The organism is Burkholderia gladioli (genome assembly GCF_000959725.1).
GTDB lineage: Bacteria > Pseudomonadota > Gammaproteobacteria > Burkholderiales > Burkholderiaceae > Burkholderia > Burkholderia gladioli.
This window is the reverse complement of record NZ_CP009322.1, coordinates 2,685,901-2,712,549: the sequence shown is the minus strand read 5'-3', so window position 1 is coordinate 2,712,549 and position 26,649 is coordinate 2,685,901. Positions and strand designations below refer to the sequence as shown.

Here is a 26,649-nt window from a genome sequence, read left to right as displayed (position 1 = left end):
CGACGCTCAGCGCGCCGGCTGCGCCACCGCCACCGCCTTGGTGTAGTCGGCGGCCGGGCCCGAGGGCGGCGCCAGCGACGGATCGCTGGCCCAGTCGGTCGGCGTCGACGACAGCGTGTAGCGCAGCGTGCCGCCGTCGGCGATCGCCGCGATCGGCAGCCACGAGCCCTGGTAGGTCTTGCCGTTCAGCTCCACCGACTTGATGTAGGGCTTGTTGTTGACCAGCGCCTCGTCGTCGGCCTCGATGCGCAGCTTCTTGCGGCCGTCGTCGAGCCAGACCGTCATGCCCTTGAACTGCGGCGTGGACATCGCCAGCCCCGGCGCGGACGGCACCACCGGATAGAGGCCCAGGCTCGCCCACAGATAGAAGCCCGAGGTCGCGCCGAGGTCGTCGTTGCCGGGCAGCCCGCCGGGCGTGTTGAAGAAGGTCTTGTTCATCACCAGCGGGATCACGAACTGCGTGAGCTGCGGCTTGCCGGTCCAGTTGTAGGCCCAGGGTGTCTGCAGCGAGGGCTCGTTGCCGATGTAGAGCGTGGTGCCGTCCTGGCCGCTGTTGAGCGTGGCGGCGCTCGGCAGCGGGCCGTTGAACGGGTCGCTCTGGCTCAGGCCGAACAAGGTGTTCAGGCGCGCGATGGCGGCCTGCTTGCCGCCCAGGCGATTGATCAGCTCCGTGTAGTCGTGGCCGATGGTCCAGGTGTAGTTGGGTTCGGTCGATTCGTGGAAGCCGCCGTTGTCCAGGCCGCTGTAGACCCAGTTGCCGCTGGCGTCCTTCGGCACCAGCCCCCTGGTTTCGCCGCCGTTGTAGTTCTGGCCCGGCGGGATGCTGGCGTTGAAGATGTGGGTCCAGTTGCGCGCGCGGCCATGCAGGGTGGCCACGCTGCTGGCGTCCTCGGCGCGGCCCAGCGCGGCCAGGAAGTTGGCGACCGATTCGTCGGTGGCGGTCAGCTCCAGCGTCATCGAGCCCGCGTGATGGCTGGCCGCCGCGTTGGTCGAGACATAGCCGTTCTTCTGGTAGAAGCTGCCGATGCTGCTCACGCCCACCGTGTCGTCCACCGCCGCCATGTTGTTGCAGGCGCCCTCGACGAAGGCGCTGCCGGGCCCGCCGGTGCCGAAGGCCGATTGCAGCATGTAGCCGCGCGCCGTGCCGATATCGAAACCGCGCGCGCCGAAGGCATAGGCGGCCGCGATCACGTTGGGCGCGTGGTCGCCTTCCATCGGCTTGGTGTCGTCCGAGCCGTCCACCCAGTGCGGAAAGGCTCCGCATTGCTTCGCGTCGGCCACCAGCGACTGCATCATGTCGCTGGTTTCACCGGGGAACAGCAGCGCCTGCAACTGCGTTTCCGAGCGATAGGTGTCCCACAGCGAGAAGCCCGAATAATGCGTGCGATAGGCGTTCGGGTTGCCCGGCACCGGATATTGCGCGACGTTGGCCACGTCGCGCGCCGGCGCCGTGTTGCCCGGCGCGTTGAGATTGCCCTGGCGCATGCTGCGGTATTCGCCGTTCACGTCGCTGTAGACGGTCGGCCCGGCCATGGTGTGGTAGAGCGCCGTGTAGAACTGCGTGACGTAGTTGCGCGCCGCGCTCGCCTTGCTGCCCAGCGCATCGATCGTGCCGCCTTGCGCGAGGTCGAGCTGGATGGTGTTGAGCCGGTGGTTCCAGACGGCATCCTGGTCGGACCTGACCGTGTCGAAGGACCAGCCCGGGTTTTCCGTCTGCAGGTTCAGCTTGGCGTTCGCGACGCTGACCGAGGAGATGCCGATCTTCACCTGCACCACCGTCGCGCTGCCCGGCTTCGCCGCGAAGCCGGCGGTGGTCACGCCGTTGGCGGTGCTGGTGGTCCTGGCGTCGAGCGGCGCGTCGAAGGCCATGTAGAAATACACGGGCTTGTACCAGGTGCCGCCGCAGAACGCGCCCACCACGGTCTGGCCCGAGACGGTATTGGCCTGCGTGTCCGCCGCGATGTTGACGAGCGAGGTCGAGACGCCGGACTTCATGCCGTTGCTGAGCCGTGCGTTGACCACCAGCTTGGGCGTGGTGCCGGCCGGGAAGGTGAGGCGCGCCATGCCGGTGCGCGTGGTGGCGGTGAATTCGTTGACGATGCCGTTGCCGGTCTTGACGCGGTAGTAGCCGGGCGAGGCGCTTTCGTCGCTGTGCGAGAAGTTCAGCGTGCCCCCGCCCGGGATCATCGCCACCGCGCCCTGGCCGCGACAGCCGGGGCCGTTCAGGTGCGTGAGGCTGAAGAAGTTGATGGTCTTGTCCTGGTAGTAGTAGCCGCCCGAGCCGTTGCCCCAGGGTTGCCCGCTGCCCGGCGTGTCGGGGCCGAAGCTGACCATGCCGAACGGCGTCTGCGCGGCCGGATTCAGGTTGCCGGGATAGAGGCCGCCGGCATCGGGCGCGCCGGTGCCGATGAAGACGTTGACGAATTTCGTCAGGCCGGCGATGTCGGTGCGCGCGACCTGCCGCGCGCCGTTGTCGGCCGGCGTGGTGGCGCCGGCTTCGCCGGACGGGCCGCCGATGCTGGTCGGCCGGCTCTGGCTGGCCACCGAGGCGGGTGAGGAATCGAGGTCGCCGTTGCAGCCGGCGAGCAGGGCGATGCCTATCGCCGCCGCGAGTGTCAGGGTTTTGCGCATGCTTTGCCTCCAGGTGTTATCGATTCTTGTGCGTGTCGAGGCGCGATGCGACGCGTGACGCTCGCGCTCTTTGGAATCACGTGGAGTGTGCCTCGGGAGCGGCTTTAGCGGCTAATTGGAAAATTCCCTGATTTTTTCGAAATTTAGGTAAACAAAATGGCTGTTTATAAAATCTCGATCGATGCGGTGGATAAGCTGTAATTCTGACCCGAGATTGAATTGGAAATGGAAATAATTTCGCTATCGCTTGCCGGGGAAGCCTTCCTCCAATTGCCCCCGTTGTGATCGGGATGCGATGCAATATCCCGGTTTTCGAGAGCGATTGGAAATGCCGCTTCCTGCTGGCCGAAGTTCATTTCCGGAAATGCGGTGGAAATTGCCTGGGGAAATTGAATCGGAAATGGAAAGGGGCGGCATCGAACGATGCCGCATTGATGAGCGAGGGGAGTCAGTGGCCGGGCCCGGGCGGGCCCGGTGCGATCAGAACGACACGGTGGTGGTCAAGGTGACGAGGCGCGGCTCGCCCACGGCGATGATCAGGTTGCTGTTGCTCGACGGGTAGTAGACCTTGTTGAACAGGTTGTTGACGTTGAGCTGGACCTTGGTCGGGAACTTGCCGATCCTGGTCTCGTAGGCGGCGAACGCATCCACCAGCGCATAACCGGGCAGCGTGAAGCTGTTGGCGGTATCGCCCGCGCGGCGGCCGACGAAGTGCGCGCCGGCGCCGAAGCGCCATTGGCCCGGCAGCGAGGCGATGCTGGTGTCGTAGACCGCGAACAGGCTGCCGGTATGGCGCGCCGCGTTGACCAGCGGCACGTTGGCCTGGCGGTCGATCGCGTCGGTGTAGGCGTAGCTGCCGATCACGCTCCAGTGGCGCGTGATCTGGCCGGCCAGGTCGAGCTCGACACCGCGCGAGCGCGCCGCGCCGATCGTCTGCGAGACGCCGTTGACGGTCACCGCCACGTTGCGCTTGTCGATCTGGTAGAGCGCCAGCGTGCCCGTCACGCTGTGGTTCAGCTCGAACTTCAGGCCCGTCTCCACCGAGCGGCCGGTGGTGGGCGGCAGCGGCGCGAGGCCGTCCACCGAGGAGTTCGGCACGAAGGAGCGGCTGGTGTTCACATAGGCCGACAGGCCCGGCGTGAGCGCGTAGACCAGGCCCAGCGTGGGCAGCCAGACATGGCCGTGCGAATCGTCGGCCACCACGAAGGGGCGGCCCTGTCCCGCGAACTGCTGCCAGTTCTCCAGGCGGATCCCGGCCACCGCGGTGAGCCGCTCGCTCAGGTGCACGTTGTCCTGCGCCATGAACGAGTAGGTGTGGGTCTTCCACAGGTTGTCGCTCTGCGTGGCGCTCGGCACCACGCCCGGCGGCAGCAGGCCATAGACCGGATCGAAGATCGTGAAGCCCTTGGTGGCGATACCTCGGATCGTGTCGCCGCGGAATTCGCGGCGACGTTCGTACTCCGTACCGAAGTAGAGATCGTTGCGGATGCCGCCCAGCGTCAGGTTGCCGAGCAGGCCGATCGAGGCGATCTGGTTCGAATCGTTGCGGCCGAGGTTGGCATCGGCGGTGCGCGTGAGCGCGCCGGTGGCGCTGTTGAAGGCGGTGGCGCGCGTGATGTACTGGCCGTAGCGATCGCGGCCCCAGCTGTAGGCGGCGCGCACGCGCCAGTTGTCGCTGAGCTGGTGCTCGACCTTGGCCTGGAACATCTCCTGGATGCCGCTGCTCTGCGCCCAGGCTTCCTCGTAGCGGCGCGAGGCCAGCGCATCGTCGAGCCGGCCGTTGACCAGCACCGTGCCGCGATCAAAGGGCGTGGTGTAGTCGGCGTACTGGTAGCGGATCTCGATCGAGGTGCGCGCGTCGTGCCAGGACAGCGCCGGCGCGATCAGCGAGTCGCGTTCGCGGCCGAAGCTGCGCCAGTACTGGCTGGTGTTGTCCTCGCCGGTCAGGCGGAAGGCCAGCGTGCCGCCCGCCACTTGGCCCACCCCGCCGATCGGGCCGGTCAGGTCGAAGCTGCCGCCGGCGCCGCCGTGGTTGGTCTTCGAGGCCGAGATCGAGCCGCTGTATTCGTCCTCCGGCTTGCGCGTGATCAGGTTGATCACGCCGCCCGGCTCCTGCACGCCGTACAGCAGCGAGGTCGGCCCCTTCAACACCTCGACGCGGTCGATCGCGGCCAGGTAGTTGTGCAGCACCGGCGAGCGCATGCCGTCCACCAGGATCGAGCCGTCGTCGTTGTTGCCGAAGCCGCGCTTGATGAAGGCGTCGCGCGTGCCGCCCAGCGTATTGGTCTGCACGATGCCGCTGACGTTGGAGAGCACGTCGTCGAGCGAGCGCGCGTGCTGGTCCTCGATCACCGTGCTGCTGACCACCGCCACCGCCTGCGGCACCTTCATCACCGACTGGTTCGGGAAGCCGGTGATCGAGGTGGTGCGCGGCTGGTAGCCGACGGTCGGCTCGGCGGCGGCCGCGCCGCGCACGCTGACGGTCGGCAGCGTGTGGGCCGCCGCGGCTTCGGTGGCCGGCGCGGCGCTGCTCGCGGCAATCGCCGGCGCGGCGGGCGCGGCCGTGCCGCTGGCGTCGGCGGCCGAGGCGGCCGACGTGTGGGCGGCGCCCGCGAGCGCGAGCGTCAGGGCGGTCGCGTGCAGCGGCTGGCGCGCCGCCATGCGGCGCCGGGATGGTCTATTGGTTGGCATCGTGTCGAAATCGCGGTGGGTCGGTCGGCATGGTGCGATCGCACGCATGGCCGGATGCGGATAGTAACGGTAATGAGAATGGTTATCAATCTTGAAATAGTGACGGTCGGCGTGCGCGAGGCCGCAACGGAATCGGGGGAAGCGAGTGCGCGGGCCCGTGCGACAAGGCTGGGCTGCGGCCGCGAGGAGATTGGAGACGGCGGGGAGAAAAGCGTGGGTGGGGCGGTTCGTGGGGCCCGACAGGGGTTCGGGTGCCGGTCCAGCCTGTTGCCGGCGCGCCCGTCCTTGGGGGCGGGGCGCGCCGGCAACGCCGGGCCGGTCAGGCGAAGATCGCCCGGATGCGCTGCAAGCAGCGCACCAGCAGCGGCTTGCGGTCGTCGAGGTCGAGCATCGCTTCGTAATGCGTGCGCGATTCGTCGACGTGCGGGAGTTGCGACAGCAGAAGGCCGAAATTCATGATGAGGCTCCGTGCGGCGGACGCTCGGTCTCGCCGCTTCAGCGGGCGCGGGCCTCTGCCGCCGCCTGATGGCGATCCCGGGGATGCCGGGTCAGACGGCCGGATGCTCGCCGCGCCCAGATGGGTAAAGGGTCTTGCGGCATAAGGGGCAACTGGGGCAACTGTCGCTGTTCATGGCGGGCTCCTGGTCGGTTGGCCATCGCGGTGGGCGGCGCCGGCGCCTGCCCTGGAAAGGGCGCGCGCTGGCACGGGCCGCCGGACGGCGGGACCGGATCGCGCACGCAAGGAGGGCGTGGCGCGTTCCGGCGCTTCAGCGATGCACGAGGAGGGGACTGCGGATACTGCCGCGCGCACCGTTTGCCTGGTCGGCGAACGGCAGCGTGAGACGGGGCTGGCGTCGGTCGATCAGGCGGACATGTCGTGGGAAGGTCGACAACTGCTGGCGTCCAAGACGTCGGCTCCGAAAGTGAGGATTCGCGATTCTAGAGAGCCCGGCGAAGCCGCGTCAAGCCCGGCCGGCCGGGCTTCCTGTGGATTTTTGTGCAGGGCATGCTGGCGAGGTTCGCCGACGGCGCGGGCGGCGCGCCGTGCAGCCGCCCGCGCCGACGCGGTATGCTTCGGGCCGCCGCCGGAAGCACCCGGCCGTCGGCGGCCTTCACCGGGCCCGGCGGCCGCTCCCTTGCGCCGCGGCTCCCTCTTCGCCAGACCAGCCATGCCACCGAATCCCTCACCTGCCGCCCGCGGCGCCGTCGCCTCCACCGCCTCGCCGGAGCCCGTCTCGCGCTATGCCTGGAAGGCGCTCGCCGGCTCGGCGATCGGCTACGCGATGGACGGCTTCGACCTGCTGATCCTCGGCTTCATGCTGCCGGCGATCTCGGCCGCGCTGAAACTCGACGCCGGCCAGGCCGGCGCGCTGGTGACCTGGACCCTGGTGGGCGCGGTGGCGGGCGGCCTGATCTTCGGCGCGCTGGCCGACCGTCATGGCCGCGTGCGCGTGCTGACCTGGACCATCGCTCTGTTCGCGGTATTCACCGGCTTGTGCGCGCTGGCCCAGGGTTTCGCCGACCTGCTGATCTATCGCACCATCGCCGGCGTCGGGCTGGGCGGCGAATTCGGCATCGGCATGGCGTTGGCCGCCGAGGCCTGGCCGGCCGACAAGCGGGCGCGCGTGTCGTCCTATGTCGCCCTGGGCTGGCAATGCGGGGTGCTGCTGGCCGCGCTGCTCACGCCCACCCTGCTGCAATGGATCGGCTGGCGCGGCATGTTCGCGGTCGGCATGCTGCCGGCGCTGGTGGCCTGGCAGTTGCGCAATCGCCTGCACGAGCCCGAGCCCTTCGTGCGCACGCGGCAGCCGGGGCGGGCGCCGGGCTTCGGCGCGCGTTTGCGCATGCTGTTTGCCGATGCGCGCACGGCACGCACCAGCCTCGGCATCGTGATCCTCTGCGCGGTGCAGAACTTCGGCTACTACGGGATCATGATCTGGTTGCCGACCTTCCTGTCGAAGCGGCTGGGGTTCTCGCTGACGAAGTCGGGCATGTGGACCGCGGTGACGGTGCTCGGCATGATGGCGGGCGTCTGGGCCTTCGGGCAACTGGCCGACCGCATCGGCCGCAAGCCGACCTTCCTGCTCTACCAGGCGGGCGCGGTGGTGATGGTCTGCGTCTATGCGCGGCTGAGCGACCCGGCCGTGATGCTGTGGGCCGGCGCGCTGATGGGGATGTTCGTGAACGGCATGGTGGGCGGCTACGGCACGCTGATGTCGGAAGCCTATCCGACCGCCGCGCGCGCCACCGCGCAGAACGTGCTGTGGAACCTGGGCCGCGCGATCGGCGGCTTCGGGCCGCTGGCGGTGGGCGCGCTGGCGGCGCGCTATTCGTTCACGGTGGCGATCGCGGCGCTGGCCGCGCTCTATGTGCTCGACATCGTCGCCACGCTGGTGCTGATTCCGGAGCTGAAGGGACGCGCGCTCGACTGAGTCGCGCGTCCGTCGTTCGGCGCCGGTGCTTCAGGCATTCAGCGCTTCAGGTATTCGCTGGCTCAAGCATCGGGCGCTTCAGGCGGCCAGCACCTCAGGCGTCTACCACCTCTGGCGTCAAGCGCCTCAAGCGTCAAGCACCTCAAGCGCCAATCGCCCCCCTCAGGCATCCGCCTCGGGCGAGCCGGCGTCGATGCCGAGTTCGCCGGCCATCCGCTCGACCAGCGCGCGCAGCCGCGCGACTTCCTCGGCGAGCCGGTCGTGATCCTCGCGCAGGGCCTCGAACTCGGCCGTCGACAACCCCTCCACGGCGCCGCCCTCGCTGACCGCGCGCGGCGCGGCATACGCGCCGACGTCCACTTCCCCGCAAAGCAGGTGCATCCAGCGGCTTTCGCGCGCGCCGGGCGCGCGCGGCAGCTTGACGACCAGCGGCGTGGCGCGCTCGGCGAGTTCCTCCAGGAAACCCTCCACCGACGACACGTCGGCGAAGCCGTGCAGGCGCGCCGAATTCAGGCGCAGCTCGGCCGGCGTCTGCGGGCCGCGCAGCAGCAGCACGGTCAGCAGCGCGACGGCCTGGCTCGGGATGCCGAGCACGCGGTTCAGGTTGTGCTCGAAGCGCGGCACGCGGCTGCTGCTGCCCTCGAACACCAGGCTGACCAGCTTCAGCTCCTCGATCGCGCTGAGCACCTCGGCCTCGCTCGCGTTCATCACGGGCACGCGCGCGGTCTTCTGGTTGCAGCCGGCCGTCAGCGCGTTCAGCGAGAGCGGGTAGGTATCGGGCACGGTGTGCTGCTTCTCGATCAGCACGCCGACGATGCGGGCTTCGAGGGCGGTGAGCGCACGCAGGGTGCGCGGGGCGGGAGTGTCGTTGGACGTGTTCATCGTGCGGGAGGGATGGGAATCGAAGGAAGGCGGATGAAAGCGTTGCCGCGATGATATACGCTCGCGGGGGTTCCACTAAGATATGGTTTCAAAAAGAGCCCAAGGGCTGTTAACTTTTTCAGCATCCTGTTAACCGTGGCCGTCGTGACAGACGGGCCAAGGAGATGGGTAAGCCAATCATTGATGACGAACTTTGGGCACTGATCGAACCACTGCTACCTCCGTCACAGCCGCGCCGCGTCAAGTATCCCGGTCGCAAGCCAATAGCGGACCGTGCGGCCTTGACGGGCATCCTATTTGTGCTGAAGACGGACATTCGTTGGCGCGATTTACCGTCCGAAATGGGATGTGGCTCAGGCGTAAGTTGTTGGCGCAGGCTGCGCGATTGGCAGCAAGCCGGCGTGTGGGATCGACTGCACGCCGTGCTGCTGGCGAAACTGCGAGCGGCCGGGAAGATCGACTTCTGCCGCGTGGTCGTCGACTCATCGTCGATTCTTGGGGCGGGCGAAAAACTGGCCCGAACCCCACCGATCGAGCGCGCCCCGGTTCGAGGCACCACATCGCAACCGACGCCGACGGAACGCCGGTCGCGGCAATCCTGACCGGCGCCAATCGCAACGACGTCACCCAACTGGTTCCGCTGATCGAGGTCATCGGGCCGATCGGCGGCGTGCTTGGACGGCCGCTGAGCCGTCCTGGCCGCGTCTACGCCGACCGTGGTTACGACCACGATAAATATCGATGCATCCTTCACGAGCGCGACATATCAACACCTATCACGTGATCGAGGAACTCGATCCGTCGTTCTAGGCGTCGACCGAGGCGCTCGCGCACCTGTACGTGCGCTCGATGCTGACGCCGTCGCTCTCGCCTGCAGGCGAGGCGCGCCTGGATCGAGATCCGATGCGCGCGCTGCGAAGCCACACGCCGCACGTACCGCCGCGAGGCCGAGCCGTGGCTGCCGTGGACGATCGTCGCGAAGCGCAAACCCCTGTCCTCGCTGAACACGCTCGACGCGGCGGAATACCTGAAGCAGTTCCTGGCGGATCCACAGCCCGCCGTGCGCTGGATCGGGCGCAACCAGATCGAGAGGTTTCCACGGCCTGGCGGCCGTTCGTCGGCCAGTTCTCGCCGCGTAGCCGCGACGCGGCGTGAGGCTCGGGGTTGTCTGGCGTGTTTTGGGCTGTCCACGTCTTCGTGGCATGGCCTTCCTGTCCAGTCGGACACATCCTGCCGAATTCCTCTACGTTCGAGCCGGACCATTTCCTGGCTCAGGCTCAATTTCGAAATAATGCGCGGCATCGAATATCAGATTTCGAAATTCTGTCGTAAAAAAATGACTCGAAATTCTTTCAAAAACATGAAAATACTTTCAATAGAAAATAGAATTTTCATAATTTTATCGATTCGTCCCTGCCATGATTTTGATATCGCTTCGTTTGATTATTCTTGAGAAAATCGTCCGATGGGCGCCCGCGGTTGCGATGCAGCGAGACCGACCCATCGCTTGACAATTCCCTTGTCCTTGCTTGGCTTGGCTTATCGTGCGTCGCAGTATGACTGTGGTGCTGTTTGGAAGGGATGGATCGGGGAAACGGTTCCACATCGACAAAATAATATTAAATTGAAAGTCAAATTGATTTCATTTAGTTGCCTTTGTGTTATGTTGAATTGAATTAATTGTTTGACCTATAATGCGATTCATCAATTAACGAAGTATTCCATTTGATAGTCGGATCGAATGCATGCAAAGTCTTTATCTGGCAAGACATGGACAAGCCTCTTTCGGCTCCGACGATTACGATCGCCTGACGGATGTCGGCACCCGTCAGTGCACGCTGCTCGGCGAGCGGCTGAACTCGTTGCAACCGCAACGGCCGGTGCTCGTGGGCGGCAGCCATCGACGTCATCTGCAAAGCGCGCTGGCGTGCGCCGAAGCATGGGGCCCGGTGCTCGAGACGGAGTACGGGGTCGATGCCGGCTTCGATGAATACGATCACACCGAGATCCTGTTGCAGGCCACGCCGCAATTCCAGGATCTGCGGGCCTTGTCGGCCCACGTCGCGCAGCAGGACGATCCGCCGCGCGCGTTTCAGCGGATGTTCGCCGACGCGGCGGCCCGCTGGGTGTCAGGGAAGTTCGACGGCGAGTACACGCAATCATGGTCGGCATTCGCCGATCGATGCTGGGCCACCCTCAGGGGCCTGCCGGCGCGCCACGGCGCGACGCAGCCCGTGATGGTATTCACGTCGGGCGGCGTGATCGGCGCGATCTGCCAGCGCTTGCTCGGCATTCCCGACGAGCGCATCTTCGATTTGACCTGGAGCCTCCAAAACGCTGGGCTCACGCGTCTGATGGTCGACGACGACGGGCACTTCAAGCTTGGCTACCTGAATTGCATTGCCCATCTCGATACGTCGGACGGGCGCTTCCTCACTTATCGGTAATCCGGCACCTCCGCACGGCGCATTGTGTCTGCAGCCGCGCGGTGGATGCGTGTCACTCGTTCGTCAGGTCCGATCATGCAGCGAAAGACCGTGTTTCTGATGTCTGGCCAGGGCTCGCAGTACTACCACATGGGGATCGATCTCCATGCGGCGGAGCCTGTTTTCCGCCGCTCGATGGAAGCGCTCGACGCAGTGGTCGGCGAGGCGGCCGGATTCTCGCTCCTGGCCGTTCTCTACGGCGAAAACGTCAAGCGCACCACGCCGTTCGATCGAACGCTGCACACGCATCCCGCGTTGTTCATGCTGCAGTACTCGCTTGCGCAGACCCTGCTCGCACGTGGCATCGAGCCCGACTACCTGCTCGGCACCAGCCTCGGCGAATACGTCGCTGCCGCCCTGGCGGGCGTCGGGTCGCCCGAGCAGGTGCTGCGCATCCTGCTGCACAAGGCGCAGCTCGCCGAGCAGCATTGCGGCCCGGGCGCGATGCTCGCGGTGCTCGACGACCCCGCACGCTATGAGCGCGACCCGGTGCTTCATCGCAACAGCGCGCTGGCCGGCGTGAACCATGATCAGCACTTCGTGCTGTCGGGCGAGCGCGAGGCACTGAAGCGCGTGCATGCGCACCTGCAGGCGCAGCAGGTGGTCTGCCTGATGCTGCCGATCTCGCACGGCTTCCACTCGTCGGCAATGGATCCGTGCCTGCCGGCGCTGCTCGACACCGCACCACAAACCTTGGCCGCGCCGCGCATTCCGCTGATCTCGTGCCTGCTCGGCGACCAGCTCACCGCCGCGCCGGACAAGGACTATTTCTGGCAGATCGGCCGCCGTCCAATCCTGTTCCGCGAGGCGGTGGCCGCCTTGCTGAGCGCCGAACCGGGCGGCGTCGAGTTCATCGACGTCGGGCCCGGCGCGACGCTGTCGGGCTTGCTCAAACGCCTGTTGCCCGCCGGGCATCCCCATTCAATCCGCGCCCTTCTGTCGCCGTTCGCCGGCGAGCTGGACGGCCTGCACGCGCTCGCGCCGCGTTCCGACGCCCGGGCCACCACCGTTGGAGATCCAAAGAACATGTACGCATTCGTTTTTCCTGGTCAGGGCGCGCAGAAAAAGGGCATGGGCGCGGCACTGTTCGAGAAGTACCCGGAGCGGGTAGCCAGTGCCGATCGCATCCTCGGTTACTCGATTGCCTCGCTGTGCCTTGAGGATCCGAACGGCCAGCTCGATCAGACGCTCTACACGCAACCGGCGCTGTACGTGGTCAACGCGCTGTCGTATCTCGATGCGAGCGAGCAGGAGGCGGTGCCGCCTGCCTTCGTCGCAGGTCACAGCCTCGGCGAGTATGCGGCGCTGTTCGCGGCCGGCGTGGTGGACTTCGAGACCGGCTTGCGGCTGGTGCAGAAGCGCGCCACGCTGATGTCGCAGGCGACGGCGGGTGCCATGTCGGCGGTACTCGGACTCGATGCGGTGACACTGCGCGTGCTGCTCGACGCGAACGGCGGACAGGAGATCGACATCGCGAACCTGAACACGCCCTCGCAGATCGTGATCTCCGGTCCGCGCGACGCGGTGCTGGCGATCAAGCCGGTGCTCGAACAGGCGCCGGGTTGCCGTGGCGTGATCCAGCTGGCGGTAAGCGGTGCGTTCCACTCGCGCCTGATGCTCGACGCGCAGCGCGAGTTCGAGCGATTCCTCGCGGGCTTCGAGCTGGCGGCGCCGCGCATCCCGGTGATCTCGAACGTCACCGCGCGGCCCTATGGGCCGGGCGAGGCAAAGCGGCTGCTGGCCACTCAGATCACGCATTCGGTAAATTGGGTGGATTCGGTGCGTTACATGTGGGGGCAGGGCGTCGAGACATTCCGCGAGCTCGGCCACGGACGCGTGCTGACCAACCTGGTGACGAAGATCCGCAGCGAGGCCACGCCGCTCGTTGAGGCCGCCCCGACAGCGCATGCCGAGCCGACAGCGCATGCCGAGCCAGCGTCGCGGGCCGTTCAGGCTCCAGCCAGGTCTGCATCCCCGGCCTCGGCCCCGGCTCCCGCCGCGGGCGGTCGTGCCGCGGTCCCGCAGATCCATGCCACCAGCCTCGGCAGCGCGGCGTTCCGTTCCGACTACAAGCTCAAGTACGCCTACGTGGGCGGCGCGATGGTGCACGGCATCGCCTCGGTCGCGATGGTGGTGCGCATGGCGCGCGCCGGCATGCTGGCGTTCTTCGGCACGGGGGGGCTGCGGCCCGCCGACGTCGAGCGCGCGATCCTCGAGATCCGCGCTGCGCTCGGGCCCGACGCGACGTTCGGCATGAACCTGTTGAACGGCTCGCGCGAGGAAGCCATGGTGGCGCTGCTGCTCGAGCACGGTGTGCGCAACGTCGAGGCCTCGGCTTACATGCAGGTCTCGCCGGGTCTCGTGCTGTATCGCCTGCGCGGCCTGCAGGCCGGCTCCGACGGCCGGCCGGTCGCGCGCAACCGCATCATGGCCAAGCTCTCGCGGCCCGAGGTGGCGGCGGGCTTCCTGAAGCCCGCGCCCGCCGCGATCGTCGACAAGCTGTTGCAGAGCGGCGCGATCACCGCGCAGCAGGCTGCCTGGGCGCGCGAGCTGCCGATGGCCGACGATATCTGCGTGGAAGCCGATTCCGGCGGCCATACCGATTCCGGCGTTGCCGCCGCGCTGCTACCGGTGATCATCGCGCAGCGCGACGAGGCGATGGCCGCTCACGGCTACGCCAAGCCGATCCGTATCGGCAGCGCCGGCGGCATCGGCACGCCCGAGGCGGCGGCCTCCGCCTTCATTCTCGGCGCGGACTTCATCCTCACCGGCTCGATCAACCAATGCACCGTCGAGGCCGGCACCAGCGATCTGGTGAAGGACATGCTGCAGGACGTGGAGGTACAGGACACCGACTACGCGCCGGCCGGCGACATGTTCGAGATCGGAGCGCGCGTGCAGGTGCTCAAGCGCGGCGTGTTCTTTCCCGCGCGCGCCAACAAGCTCTACGACGTCTACCGCAGCGTGGATTCGCTCGAGCAGATCGACGCGAAGACGGCCCGCATGATCCAGGACAAGTACTTCCAGCGCAGCTTCGAGGCGGTCTACGAAGAGTGCCGCAAGCACTATCCGGCCGAGATCATCGCCGCGGCCGACCAGGCGCCGAAGAAGAAGATGGCGCTCGTCTTCAAATGGTATTTCGCCTACAGCAACCGGCTTGCGCTGGCGGGCGAGTCGGGCGGCAAGGTGGACTTCCAGATCCACTGCGGCCCCGCGCTCGGCGGCTTCAACCGCCTGGTGAAGGGCACCCCGCTCGAGAGCTGGCGCAACCGCCACGTCGACGAGATCGGCGTGCGGCTGATGGAGTCCACCGCCGCGCTGCTCAACACCCGTTTCACCCAACTGCTCCGGCAGGCCGCCACCGCTCCGGCTCCGGAGACCGAGGCCGTCGTCTGAACCGGACCGATCGTTTCCTCTTCTCTTCACCGGAAATCTCCATGGAAAACCAGATTCGCGAGTTCATCGAAGCCACCTTCCTCGTCCAGTTCGGCACCGACATCGACGAGCACACCGATCTCTTCAAGGCCGGCGTGATCGACTCGTTCGGCTACGTGCAACTGATCCATTTCATCGAGCGCGAATTCAGCATCAAGTACACCGAGGAGGAGATGCTCACGCAGATCCTCACGAGCTTCGACAGCCTGGTCGAATCCGTGCGCGACAAGGTCGCGCTCGCCTAGCCGCACCACACCCTCACGAACCGCTTCCCGCCAACCCCCTTCGCGAAAGGGGGCGGGAGCCTGCTTGCCCAAAATTCGCCAAGGAACCGATTCTATGTGCGGCATCGCCGGATTCATCTCCATGCGCCCAGGGGCGCTTCCGAATGCTGATTTCATCAAGCCGATGCTGGCGCGAATCCATCATCGCGGCCCGGACGAGGTCGGCTACTTCGTGGACGACCACGTGGCGATGGGCACGGTGCGGCTGAGCATCATCGATCTCGCGTCCGGTACCCAGCCGCTCGGCGACGCGTCCGGCCGCTACTGGATCTGTTTCAACGGCGAGCTGTACAACTACCGCGAGCTGCGCACCGAGCTGCAGGCGCAGGGCCGGGTGTTCCACACCCAGTCGGATACCGAGGTGATGCTGCAGGCCTGGCTGCAGTGGGGGGAGGGCTGTCTGCGGCGTTTCAACGGCGCGTTCGGCTTCGCCATCTACGATACCCAGGAACACAGCCTGTTCCTCGCGCGCGACCGCTTCGGCAAGCGCCCGCTGTTCGTCGCCGAGCATGACGGCATGCTGATGTTCGCCTCCGAGATGAAGGCGTTCCTGGCAATCGACGGCTTCTCGTTCGAGCCGGACGTCGGGCAGCTCTCGTCGATCTTCGCGCAGTGGACGCCGTTGCCGCACCAGACCGGCTTTCGCGGCATCCGCCAACTGCCGATGGCCGGCTTCCTGCGGGTGCGACATGGTGAGCTGCACGAGGGCCGTTACGAGCAGCTCGATTTCGTGCCGCGCCACGAGGTGGGCTCGGAGGCGGAGGCGATCGAGCAGGTGCGCCACGCGCTCACCGAGAGCGTGCGCCTGCGCATGCGCAGCGACGTCGAGGTGGGCGTGTACCTGAGCGGCGGCCTCGATTCGACGGTGGTCACCCAGCTCGCGGGCGGCATGTCCGATCATCCGCTGCACACCTTCTCGGTGGCGTTCGAGGACAAGTATTTCGACGAATCGGAGCATCAGCACGAGGTCAGCCGCTTCCTCGGCACACGGCACTCGGCGATCACGATCGGCCACGCCGACATCGTGCAGGCGTTCCCGGAGGCGGTCTATCACGCCGAAATCCCGGCGTTCCGCACCGCGTTCGTGCCGATGTTCCTGCTCTCGCGCGCGGTGCGAGACAGGGGCATCAAAGTGGTGCTGAGCGGCGAGGGCGCCGACGAGGCGTTTCTCGGCTACGACCTGTTCAAGGAAACGCTGCTGCGCAGCAACTGGAACGCGTACGACAACGCCGAGCGCAAGCGCCAGCTCTCGCGCATGTATCCGTATCTGCGCCACTTCGGCGCCGACGAGTCCACGCGCCTGCTCGGCCTGTTCCAGCAGTTCAGCGAGGAGCGCCTGCCGGGCCTCTTCTCGCACGAGATCCGCTTCCAGAACGGGCGCTTCGCCAACCGCCTGCTCAAGCGCGATAGCGATGCCGACCCGTTCGCCGAACTGCTCGCCTATACCGCCGAGGATCCGCACTTCGCGGGCCTGAGCCCGGTCGAGAAGGCGCAATGGCTCGAATTCAAGACGCTGCTGCCGGGTTATCTGCTGTCCACGCAGGGCGAACGCATGAGCATGGCCAACAGCGTCGAGAACCGCTGCCCGTTCCTCGATCCCGAGGTGGTCGCGCTGTCGGCCGCCGTCAACCTGCGGTTCGACGACGGCAGCAACGAGAAGTACCTGGTCAAGAAGGCGTTCGAGTCGGTGATCCCGCGGTCGATCACCACCAAGTCGAAGCATCCGTATCGCGCACCCGACAGCGCCGCGTTCGTCGATCACCGCGCCGACTACCTCGAGCTGCTGCTCTCGGAGAACGAGCTGAAGAAGGTGCCTCACCTGGACGCCCGGTTCGCGCAGGCGCTCACCCGCAAGATCTTCGACAGCGAGCCCGGCAGAATCAGCACGCGCGAGAACCAGACCTTCATCTATCTGCTGTCCACCGCCATGCTGCATCGCCAGTACGTAAGGCGCGAGGGTCTGCCGCCCATGCCGCTGGATCGGGTCGACCGGGTGCTGTCCCGGGTCGTCGATCGCCGCAGCGCAATCTGTTCGGGAGTGGAACATGTTTGAGTTTCTCCGCAAGCGCAGCCCGGCCGATTCGGCGCCGGCCCCGGTCGACGCCCATGCAGCCGAGCATGCCACCGCCGCGCAGCCGCTCGCCGAAGCGGCCTCGGCAGGGCCGGCCCCGCAGCCCGACGACATCGCGATCATCGGCCTCGCGCTGCGTCTGCCGCGCGCCGAGACGCTCGACGACTTCTGGACCGAGCTGGCGGCGCAACGCTCGCTGATCAGCGAAGTGTCTCCGCAGCGCTGGGACAAGAACGTCTACTACGGCGATCCGCGCAAGGAAGAGGACAAGACCAACAGCATCTGGGGCGGCTTCATCGAGCATGCCGACTGCTTCGACGCGGAGTTCTTCAACATCTCGCCGCGCGAGGCGCAGTACATGGACCCCCAGCAGCGCTTCGCGATGGAGCTGGCCTGGAAGGCGATCGAGGACGCCGGCTATCGGCCGGGCCAGCTCGCTGGCACCAACACCGGCGTGTACATGGGCGTCTGCCACTGGGACTACGCCGAGCTGTTCGAGAAGACCGGGCAGAAGGTGGATGCGTATTTCCCCACCGGCACCGCCTATTCGATCATCGCCAATCGCGTTTCGCACTACTACGATCTGGCCGGTCCGAGCATCGTCAACGACACCGCCTGCGCGAGCTCGCTGGTGTCGGTCTATCAGGCCGTGCGAGCGATCCGCAACGGCGAATGCGACACGGCGCTGGCCGGCGGCGTGAATCTCGCCTGGTCGGTGAACCACTTCATCGCGTTCGGCAAGAACGGCATGCTCTCGAAGCGCGGCCGCAGCCAGGCGTTCGACCACGAGGCGGACGGCTACGTGCGCGGCGAAGGCGGCGCGATGCTGCTGCTCAAGCCGCTGCAGCGCGCGCTGGCGGACGGCGATTCGGTGTATGCGGTGATCAAGGGGATCGGCACCAACCACGGCGGGCGCACCACCTCGCTGACGGTGACCAACGCCAAGGCGCAGGCGCGCCTGATCCGCGAGGTCTACACCCGCGCCGGCATCGCGCCGGACAGCGTCAGCTACATCGAGGCGCACGGTCCGGGCACGCCGGTCGGCGATCCGGTGGAAGTGCTGGGCCTCAAGGAAGCGTTTCGCGACATGCACCGGGAAGCCGGCTCGGAGCCGGTGCCGCAGAGCTGCGGGATCGGCTCGGTCAAGACCAACATCGGCCACCTCGAGGGTGCCGCGGGCGTGGCCGGCATGGTCAAGGTGATCGCGGCGATGCGGCATCGCACGCTGCCGGGCAACGTCGATTTCCACCAGCTCAACCCGCTGATCAAGTTCGAGGACAGTCCGTTCTACGTGGTGGGTCAGAGTCAGCCGTGGGCCACCAAGGGCACGGCGCCGCGTCGCGCGGGCGTCAGCTCGTTCGGCTTCGGCGGTACCAACGCGCACGTGATCCTGGAGGAAGGCCCGAGCCTCGCCGGGGCCGATGCAGCCAACCTGGCCGACGCGCTCCAGGTCGCCGGCACGCCGGTGCTGGTGCCGCTGTCGGCCCGCAACGGAGAGCGGCTCGACGAGCAGATCCGGCAGTTGGCGGCGCACCTGCGTGCCCATCCGGAACTCGATCTGGCCGCGCTCGCCTACACGCTGCAGATCGGCCGCGAGGGGATGGCCGAGCGCATCGCGTTCGTCACGGACTCGGTGGCCGAGCTGAGCGCGCGCCTGGATGCGGCGCTCGCGGCCACGGCGCCGGTCGAGCGCAGCTGGCGCGGGCAGGCGCCGGTGCGGCGCGGCAGGCACGACACGAAGCCGGCGGCGCTCGACGAGGATACCGAGCTGCTGGTCTCGCACTGGATCGAGAAGGGCCGCCTCGACAAGCTGGCCGAGCACTGGTGCGGCGGCGGGCCGGTGGACTGGTCGCGGCTCCATCGCGCCGCGCGCCCGCAACGGCTGCGGCTGCCGACCTATCCGTTCGCGCGCGTGCGCCACTGGCTGCCGGAGGCCGAACCCGCGGCCGCGACGGCCGCTCGGGACACGGCGAACGCGACGGCCCCGGCCGCGCTCGCCACCCTGCATCCGCTGCTGCACGAGAACGTCTCCACGCTGAGCAGCCAGGCCTATCGCACCGCCTTCGCGGGCACCGAATTCTTCCTCGCCGATCACCATGTGTCCGGGCGCATGGTGCTGCCCGGCGTCGCCTATCTCGAGATGGCGCGCGCGGCCGCCGCGCTCGCGGTGGAGGCGGGCGAGCACGGCACGCTGAAGAACGTGGTCTGGATGCGCCCGCTGCGGGTGGGCGCCGAGCCGGTGGAAGCGCGCATGCGGCTCACGCCGCAGACGCGCGGCGACGTCGCCTACGAGGTGACCAGCGGCGCCGGCGACACGCTCACGGTGCACAGCCGGGGCACCATCGTGGCGCAGGCCGAGCCGGCGGCGGCGCCGGCCGCGATCGATCTGAACGCGCTGCGCGGCGCCTGCGCGAGCCCGGTGGCGCTCGATGAGGCCTACGGCTGGCTGCGCGCGGCCGGCATGGTGCACGGCCCGTCGCTGCAGGCGATGAGCGGCCTGTACCAGGGCGAGCGGCAGGTGCTGGTGGAACTGAGCCTGCCCGAGGCGCTGCACGCCGAGGCCGAAGCCTACCGGCTGCATCCGTCGCTGCTCGACGCCGCGATCCAGGGCACCGTGGTGCTGCTGCGCGGCGAGCGTCCGGCGCTGCCGTTCGCGCTGCGCGAGCTGCGTCAGTACGGACCGTGCGCCACGCGCATGTGCGCCTGGATCCGTCCCAGCGCCGGCGCGGCCGGGAATGCCGCGATGCCGGCCTTCGACATCGACCTGTGCGACGCACAGGGGGCCGTGCGGGTACGGCTCGCGGGCCTCTCGTTGCGTCTGTTGGAGGCGGGCGACGTGGCCGCCGCCGACGCCGCTCCTACGGCTTCGACCGCCACGCTGAGCTACGGGGTGCGCGAATGGCAGGCCGCGCCGCTGACGGCGCCGGCCACGCCGGCCGCGAATCCCGGCGCCTTGGTGTTCGTGGCCGGTGCCGCGCCCGATCCGCAGCGCGACCGGCAGCTCGCCGAAGCGCTCGGCGCGAGCGTCGAGGCGCTCGTGCTGCCGCCGGCCGAACAGGCCGCGGCGGGGCTCGAGGCGGCCTTCCAGGTGGTGCTGCGCGGCGTGCAGCGCGTGATGGGCGAGCGCCGCAAGGCCGACGTCTGCATCGTGCTGCCCGACGATGAGGCCGGGCGCCTGCTTGCGCCGCTCGCCGCGCTGCTGCAGGTCGCGTTGCAGGAAAGCTCGCGTCTGCGCGGGCGGCTGATGATGGTGGCCGGCCTCGCGCAGTTGCCCGCCGCCGCGCTGGCCGAACGCGTGCGCGCGGAGCTCGGCGCGTCCGGGGCGATGCACGAGGTTCGCTACGACATGGCCGGACGGCGCGAGACGAATGTGGTCGCGCCGCTGGTGCTGCCGGCGGCCTCACTCGGCGAGGTGCTCAAGCCGGGCGGCGTCTACTGGCTGACCGGCGGGCTGGGCGGCCTCGGCCGTCTGATCGCCGAGGCCGTGGCCGGCCTCTCGGGCGTGGTGCTGGTGCTCAGCGGGCGCGGGCCGGCCGATGGCCGCGACGCGGCACTGCGCGCGCGCGGCGTGACGCTCGACTATCTCGTCGCCGACGTCGCCAACGCCGAGGACACGCAGCGCGTGGTGGCGGAGATCCTGCGCCGCCACGGCCGGCTGAACGGCGTGCTGCACGCCGCCGGCGTGCTGCAGGACGGCCTGATCGTCAACAAGACGGCCGGGCAGGCCAGCTCGGTGTTCGCGCCGAAGGTGCATGGGCTCGCGAACCTCGACGCCGCCACGCGCGGGCTCACGCTCGACTTCATGCTGCTGTTCTCCTCGGTGGCGGCCATCGATCCGGCCGCCGGCCAGGCCGACTATGCGGTCGCCAACCGCTTCCTCGACGCCTACGCCGATTACCGCGACGCGCAGGTGCGTGCCGGCCGCGCGCATGGCGTGACGGTCGCGATCGACTGGCCGCTGTGGGCCGACGGCGGGATGCGCATGGATGCCACCAGCATCGACGCGATGCGCCGCCGCACCGGCGGCGAGCCGCTGCCGAGCGAGCTGGGGCTCGGCGCGCTGGCTGCGGTGCTCGCCGCCAGGCGGGCCGGCCACGTGTCGGTCCGGTACGGGCACGCGCGCGTCGAGGCGGCGCCGCAACCGGCACCGGCCGTGCAAGCCGCCGCGGCCCTGGAAACGGTGGAAGCGGTGGAGACGGCCGCCGCGCCTGCCGTGGACCTGATGGGCGAGACGCTGGTGCTGCTCAAGCAGACGCTCGGCAAGGTGCTGAAGCTCGACCCGGCCAAGATCCGCACCGGCGAGAAGTTCGAGCAATATGGCTTCGACTCGATCATGGCGGTCGACATGACCTTGCAGCTGGAGGAGCTGGTCGGCTCGCTGCCCAAGACGCTGTTCTTCGAATACGTCGACCTGCAAGGCATCGCCGATTACCTGCACGAGGAGCACGCGCAGGCCCTCGCGGCGGCCCTGGCGGCGCGCCGCCCGGCCGCCGTGGCGACTGCGCCGGCCGTGGCGACGCGCGCCGAGCCTGTCGCGCCTGCCGCGCCGCCGGCCCCGGCGGCGATCGCCGCCGGTCCGGCCGGCGCCACGAGCCGCTTCGGCGTGCCGGCACCGGCGCTCGCGCCGGCGGCGATGTACGACGGCGATCTCCACGACATCGCCGTGATCGGCCTGGCCGGCCGCTATCCGCGCGCCGCCACGCTGGACGCGTTCTGGGAGCTGTTGAAGAACGGCGAGCACGCGTTCGAGAAGATTCCCTCGGAGCGTTGGGAGCACGCCGGCATCTACCACGACGAGCGCGACGTGCTCGGCAAGAGCACGATCCGCACCGGCGGCTTCCTCGACGACATCGACAAGTTCGACCCGCGCTACTTCAACATCTCGCAGCGCGACGCGGAACTGATGTCGCCCGAGGTGCGGCTGTTCCTGCAGGTGGGCGTGGAGGCGTTCGAGGACGCCGGCTATTCGCGCGAGCAGATGCGCCAGCGCTACGACGGCGACGTCGGCGTGCTGGTCGGCACCATGAGCAACCACTACAACCTGCTGGGCTTCCAGAACATGCTCACGCGCGGTTCGCGCGCGAGCGGCAGCTACACCGGCACGCTGCCGAACATGCTCTCGTATTTCTACGGCTTCACCGGCCCGTCGATCTTCCTCGACACGATGTGCTCGGCGGCCTCGACCTGCATCGATCAGGGTGTCTGGATGCTGCGCACGCGCCAGTGCCGGATGGTGCTGGCCGGCGGCGTCAACCTGCTGCTGCATCCGCAGAACCTGATCTCCAGCTCGCAGGAGCATTTCACGTCGAAGAGCTCGGACGTGATCCGCAGCTACGGCCTCGGCACCGACGGCACGATCCTCGGCGAGGGCCTCGGCGCGGTGCTGCTCAAGCCGCTGGTCGAGGCGATCGCCGACGGCGACCACATCTACGGCGTGATCAAGGGCACCGCGATCAACAACGCCGGGGTGCGCAACGGCTTCACGGTGCCGACGCCGGCCATGCAGGCCAGGGCCGTCGAGAAGGCGCTGGCCGACGCGCGGGTGGACGCGCGCACCATCAGCTACGTCGAGGGCCACGGCTCGGGCACCAAGCTCGGCGATCCGATCGAGATCAAGGCGCTCACCCAGGCGTATCGCGCCCACACCGACGAGCGCGCCTTCTGTGCGATCGGCTCGGTCAAGTCCAACATCGCGCACTTGCTGGCGGCGGCAGGCGTGGTCGGCCTCACCAAGGTGCTGCTGCAGATGAAGCACGCCACGCTGGTGCCGTCGCTGCATGCCGACGAGCTGAATCCGGCGATCCCGTTCGCCGATTCGCCATTCCACGTGCAGCGCGAGCTGGCCGAGTGGCGGCGCCCGACCGTCGTCGGCGCCGACGGCGTCGCGACCACCTATCCGCGTCGCGCCGGCGTCACCTCGATCGGCGCGGGCGGCATGAACTCGCACATGATCATCGAGGAATACGCGGCGCCCGAGCCCGCGCACTGGCCGGCCGCGCCGCGCCTGTTCGTGCTCTCGGCGATGACCCGCACGCTGCTGCAGAACTGGATGGAGCGCCTGGTGGCGCGGCTGCGCGAGCAGCCCGGGCTCGACCCGGCGCGCCTCGCGTACACGCTGCAGGTGGGCCGCAACGTGCAGCCGTGCCGCTTCGCGATGGTGGCGTCGAGCCTCGACGACGTGATCGCGGCGCTCGAGGCATTCCTGCGCGACCAGCTCGCGCCCGGCGCGGTGTTCGTCGACAACGTGCTGTCGATCGACCCGAGCGCCGGCCCCGGCGAGCTTGATCGCGATCTCGCGGCCGGCGACCTGCCCCGGCTCGCGCGTCATTGGGCCGAGGGCGCGCGGCTCGACTGGCGCCTGCTGTGGCCCGAGCGGACGCCGCATCGCCTGTCGCTGCCGCCGAGCCCGTTCGAGAAGGTGCGCTGCTGGTACGAGGTGCATCCCGACGCGCCGAGCGTGCTCGATCCGCTCGCCTCGCGCGGCAAGCTGCATCCGTTCATCGGCCGCAATCTGTCGGACCTGTCGGCGATCGCCTACGAGACCGACGCGCGGCCCGACGATCTGCTCGATTACGCGTATCGCCGCGACGGCCAGCGCCGCATCGTGCCGACCTTCGTGCTCGACGCGGCCTGGGCGCTGGGCAGCATCGCCGGGTTGACCGCGCCGTTCGCGGTATGCGATCTGGCGTTGAATCCGGAGCCGGACTGGAGCGGACCCGCCCGGCTCGAGTTCGCGCTCGCCACGCGCGGGCCCGGCAGCCATGAAGTGGGCGTGCATTACACCGGCGAGGACGGCGTGCTCCGGCCGCTGGCGCGCTTCGCGCTGCAGGAGACGGCCGCGCCGCAATGGCCCGCGACGCTCGGGCTCGAGGTCGGCAGCGTCGCCGCGCCGCTCGATGGCGCCGCCTTCTACGCCACGCTGCGCGAGGGCGGGCTCGATTACCTGCCGTACCTGGAGAGCGTCGAACGGCTCGGCTGGAGCGCCGGCGGCGCATGCCTGGTCACGCTGCGCGAAGCGATGCCGAAGCAACACCACTTCGCCGCGCGCGTCGCGCTCGCGCCGGCCGTGCTCGGCGCCGTGCAGCAGGTCGCGCACTTCCTCGCGCGGCAGGCCGGCGAGACGGATTGGCAGGATGCCGGCTTCGTGGGGGCCGACGCGCTCGAATTCGCCGGCGGCGCGGTGCGGCACCTGCGGTTCGAGGGCCGCGATATCGAGGGCCGCCACACGATCGCGCTGCTCGACGACACCGGACGCGTGCTCGGCACGATCCGCGGCGCCCGCTTCGGGCGCGCGGCGCTCACCGGGCTCGCGGCGATGCCGGTGGCCTCGGGCGTGACGCGGCCGGCCGCCGTGGCGCGGGAGGCCGCCGCGCCCGCCGCGGCGCCTGCTCTTGCTCCCGCTCCGGCCGCGGCCGCCGCCGCCCCGGCGCCGGCGCCGGCTGCGGCGGCCCCGGTGGTGCCGGCGCCGGTCGAGGCGCCCGATGAGCTCGCGCGGATCCGCACCGACGTGGTGGCCCGCATTCTCGGGCGGATGGCGCCGATCCTGAAGTTCGCGCCCGAGGCGATCAACCTGCGCACGCCGTTCTACCACCTCGGTTTCGATTCGATCTCGCTGACCGAGCTGGCCGGCCAGATCGGCGCCGACCTCGGCGTGGGCCTCACGCCGGCGGTGTTCTTCGAGGTCGAGAACGTCGAGCAACTGGCCGGGCATCTGATGAGCAACCACGGCGCGACGTTGCGCACCCGGCACCGACCCGCGCAGGCGACGCCGGCTCCGGCGGTGACGCGGCCTGTCGCGGCCGCGGGGTTCGCGCCGGCGGCACCCGCCACCGCGTCCGATCCGCTGCTCGAGCGCGCCGTGGCGATCATCGGCATGTCGGCGCGGCTGCCCGGCGCCGACGATCTCGACGCGTTCTGGCGCAACCTGCGCGAGGGCCGCAACGCCATCGCGCCGCTGCCGATGAGCCGGTATCGCGGCGCCTATCGCGAACAGATGGAGCAGGCCGACTTCCCGCACCGCGCGGGCGTGCTGCACGACATCGACCGCTTCGACGCCGCGTTCTTCCAGATCTCGCCGGCCGAGGCCGAGTTGATGGATCCGCAGCACCGGCTGTTCCTCGAGGCGGCCTGGGCCGCGGTCGAACACGCGGGCTATCGCGCGAGCCGGCTGCCCGAAGCCACCGGCGTGTACGTCGGCGTGAGCGGCAACGACTACGCCACGCTGCTGGCTGCTCACGGCGTGCCCACCGAGGCCTACACGGCCACCGGCACGGCGCATTCGATGCTGGCCAACCGCGTCTCGTTCTTCCTCGACGTGCACGGACCGAGCCAGGCGATCGACACCGCCTGCTCCAGCTCGCTGGTGGCGTTACATCGCGCGGTGGAAAGCCTGCGCGCCGGCCAATGCGAGATGGTGATCGCCGGCGGCGTGAACCTCGCGCTGAGCGCCGACACCTTCGTGGGCGCCTACAAGGCCGGCATGCTGAGCCCCGAGGCGCAGTGCAAGACGTTCTCGGCGCGGGCCGACGGCTACGTGCGCGGCGAGGGCGTGGCGGCGCTGGTGCTCAAGCCGCTGCGCGCGGCCGAGCGCGACGGCGATCCGATCCTCGGCGTGATCCTCGGCAGCGCCGAGAACCATGGCGGGCGCGCCAATTCTCTGACGGCGCCGAACCCGCGCGCGCAGGCCGAGCTGATCCGGCGCGCCATGCATGGCATCGATCCGGCCAGCATCGGCTATGTCGAGGCGCACGGCACCGGCACCAGCCTCGGCGATCCGGTCGAGATCAACGGCCTGAAGCTGGCCTATGCGCAACTGCCGACCGAGGACGGCGCGCCGCTCGCGGCGGGCCAGTGCGCGATCGGCTCGCTGAAGTCGAACATCGGCCATCTGGAGGCGGCGGCGGGCGTGGCCGGCGTGCTCAAGGTGCTGCTCGCGATGCGCCATGGCGCGCTGCCGGCCAGCCTGCAGGCCGAGCCGCTCAACCCGTACATCGAGCTGGACGGCAGCCCGTTCCGGATCGTGCGCGAACTCACGGCCTGGCCGCGCACGGCGGATGCCGCGGGCCGGCCGCGCCCGCGCCGCGCCGGGGTGAGCAGCTTCGGCTTCGGCGGCGCCAACGCGCACCTGGTGCTGCAGGAGTACGTGGCGCCGGACGCCATGCCCGCCGCCGTGGGCCCGCACGCGATCGTGCTGTCGGCGCGTACCGACGCGCAGCTGCGGATCGTCGCGCGTCGCCTGCTGGCCTGGGCGCGGCAGGCCGAGGGCGATGCGCCGGCCGGGCTGATCGAGCGCGTGGCCTACACGCTGCAGGTGGGCCGCGAGCCGATGGACGAGCGTCTGGGCTTCGAGGCCGCCTCGCTGGCGCAACTGGTGGCCACGCTCACCGATTACCTCGATGACCTGCCCGATGCCGTGCTGCGCGGCTCGACGCGGCGCGCGGCGGCACCGGCGCTCCCGCCGGCCGGCGCCGCGATGCGCGAGACGCTGCGTGCCTGGGTGGACGGCGCCGAGATCGACTGGTCGACGTATCACGCGCGCGTGCCGCTTCGCGTGGGGCTGCCGACCTATCCGTTCGCGGGCCAGCGCCACTGGATTCCCGCCCAGGCGGCGCCGACGCTCGACGACGCGACGCTGGAGCGGATGCTGGACAACGTGCTGAGCGACACCTTGAGCGTCGACGAGGCGATGGATGCATTGACGCTGGCCGATCACGGCCGCGGCGAGTAAATGGAGAGGA

10 protein-coding genes and 1 pseudogene are annotated in these 26,649 nt (G+C 68.8%); 7 read left to right on the top strand and 4 right to left on the bottom strand.

Annotated elements, in window-relative coordinates; genetic code table 11:
* Window positions 1–6 precede the first annotated feature (6 nt).
* The 3 genes from BM43_RS11890 to BM43_RS41705 all read right to left on the bottom strand — a co-directional run bounded on the left by BM43_RS11890 (window position 7) and on the right by BM43_RS41705 (window position 5,779).
* Complete coding sequence (locus BM43_RS11890; protein WP_036055446.1) at window positions 7–2,631, bottom strand: GH92 family glycosyl hydrolase; 2,625 nt, start codon at window positions 2,629–2,631, stop codon at window positions 7–9.
* Window positions 2,632–3,111: 480 nt separating this feature from the next.
* A complete protein-coding gene (locus BM43_RS11885) occupies window positions 3,112–5,322 on the bottom strand; it encodes a TonB-dependent siderophore receptor (protein WP_036055447.1) in 2,211 nt (736 codons plus the stop codon).
* A 319-nt stretch (window positions 5,323–5,641) separates the two neighbouring features.
* The gene (locus BM43_RS41705) at window positions 5,642–5,779 is read right to left on the bottom strand and encodes a hypothetical protein (protein WP_164720584.1); all 138 of its coding nucleotides are present in this window, start codon (window positions 5,777–5,779) and stop codon (window positions 5,642–5,644) included.
* A gap of 826 nt (window positions 5,780–6,605) precedes the next feature.
* On the opposite strand from BM43_RS41705, the gene BM43_RS11880 reads away from it, so the two are divergent.
* Window positions 6,606–7,754 (top strand): MFS transporter, encoded by a 1,149-nt coding sequence (locus tag BM43_RS11880; RefSeq protein WP_230676464.1) that lies wholly within the window; start codon window positions 6,606–6,608, stop codon window positions 7,752–7,754.
* 162 nt (window positions 7,755–7,916) lie between these two features.
* Here the strand turns inward: BM43_RS11880 and BM43_RS11875 are convergent, their stop codons facing one another.
* A complete protein-coding gene (locus BM43_RS11875) occupies window positions 7,917–8,636 on the bottom strand; it encodes a YceH family protein (protein ID WP_036055449.1) in 720 nt (239 codons plus the stop codon).
* A gap of 164 nt (window positions 8,637–8,800) precedes the next feature.
* On the opposite strand from BM43_RS11875, the pseudogene BM43_RS38715 reads away from it, so the two are divergent.
* From BM43_RS38715 to BM43_RS11850, 6 genes and pseudogenes are all read left to right on the top strand, one after another.
* A pseudogene (locus BM43_RS38715) lies at window positions 8,801–9,414 on the top strand (IS5 family transposase); the annotation flags it as partial.
* Between the two features lie 967 nt (window positions 9,415–10,381).
* Window positions 10,382–11,083, top strand: a complete 702-nt coding sequence (locus tag BM43_RS11870; protein ID WP_036055450.1) for a histidine phosphatase family protein — start codon at window positions 10,382–10,384, stop codon at window positions 11,081–11,083.
* A gap of 75 nt (window positions 11,084–11,158) precedes the next feature.
* Window positions 11,159–14,518 carry an ACP S-malonyltransferase gene (fabD, locus tag BM43_RS11865; RefSeq protein WP_042287093.1) on the top strand — a complete coding sequence of 1,120 codons (3,360 nt, stop codon included), beginning with the start codon at window positions 11,159–11,161 and terminating at the stop codon, window positions 14,516–14,518.
* Between the two features lie 41 nt (window positions 14,519–14,559).
* Window positions 14,560–14,802, top strand: a complete 243-nt coding sequence (locus tag BM43_RS11860; protein WP_036055451.1) for a phosphopantetheine-binding protein — start codon at window positions 14,560–14,562, stop codon at window positions 14,800–14,802.
* 94 nt (window positions 14,803–14,896) lie between these two features.
* Window positions 14,897–16,894, top strand: coding sequence for an asparagine synthase (glutamine-hydrolyzing) (gene asnB, locus BM43_RS11855; RefSeq protein ID WP_036055452.1), 1,998 nt, complete (start codon window positions 14,897–14,899; stop codon window positions 16,892–16,894).
* Window positions 16,887–26,639, top strand: a complete 9,753-nt coding sequence (locus tag BM43_RS11850) for an SDR family NAD(P)-dependent oxidoreductase (protein WP_052710568.1) — start codon at window positions 16,887–16,889, stop codon at window positions 26,637–26,639. The genes asnB and BM43_RS11850 overlap by 8 nt, the downstream gene beginning before the upstream one ends.
* Window positions 26,640–26,649: the final 10 nt, after the last annotated feature.

Coding starts and splice junctions, on each gene's coding strand:
- BM43_RS11890 (WP_036055446.1), bottom strand. CDS start 2,631: ATGCGCAAAACCCTGACACTCGCGGCGGCGATAGGCATCGCCCTGCTC.
- BM43_RS11885 (WP_036055447.1), bottom strand. CDS start 5,322: ATGCCAACCAATAGACCATCCCGGCGCCGCATGGCGGCGCGCCAGCCG.
- BM43_RS41705 (WP_164720584.1), bottom strand. CDS start 5,779: ATGAATTTCGGCCTTCTGCTGTCGCAACTCCCGCACGTCGACGAATCG.
- BM43_RS11880 (WP_230676464.1), top strand. CDS start 6,606: ATGGACGGCTTCGACCTGCTGATCCTCGGCTTCATGCTGCCGGCGATC.
- BM43_RS11875 (WP_036055449.1), bottom strand. CDS start 8,636: ATGAACACGTCCAACGACACTCCCGCCCCGCGCACCCTGCGTGCGCTC.
- BM43_RS11870 (WP_036055450.1), top strand. CDS start 10,382: ATGCAAAGTCTTTATCTGGCAAGACATGGACAAGCCTCTTTCGGCTCC.
- fabD (WP_042287093.1), top strand. CDS start 11,159: ATGCAGCGAAAGACCGTGTTTCTGATGTCTGGCCAGGGCTCGCAGTAC.
- BM43_RS11860 (WP_036055451.1), top strand. CDS start 14,560: ATGGAAAACCAGATTCGCGAGTTCATCGAAGCCACCTTCCTCGTCCAG.
- asnB (WP_036055452.1), top strand. CDS start 14,897: ATGTGCGGCATCGCCGGATTCATCTCCATGCGCCCAGGGGCGCTTCCG.
- BM43_RS11850 (WP_052710568.1), top strand. CDS start 16,887: ATGTTTGAGTTTCTCCGCAAGCGCAGCCCGGCCGATTCGGCGCCGGCC.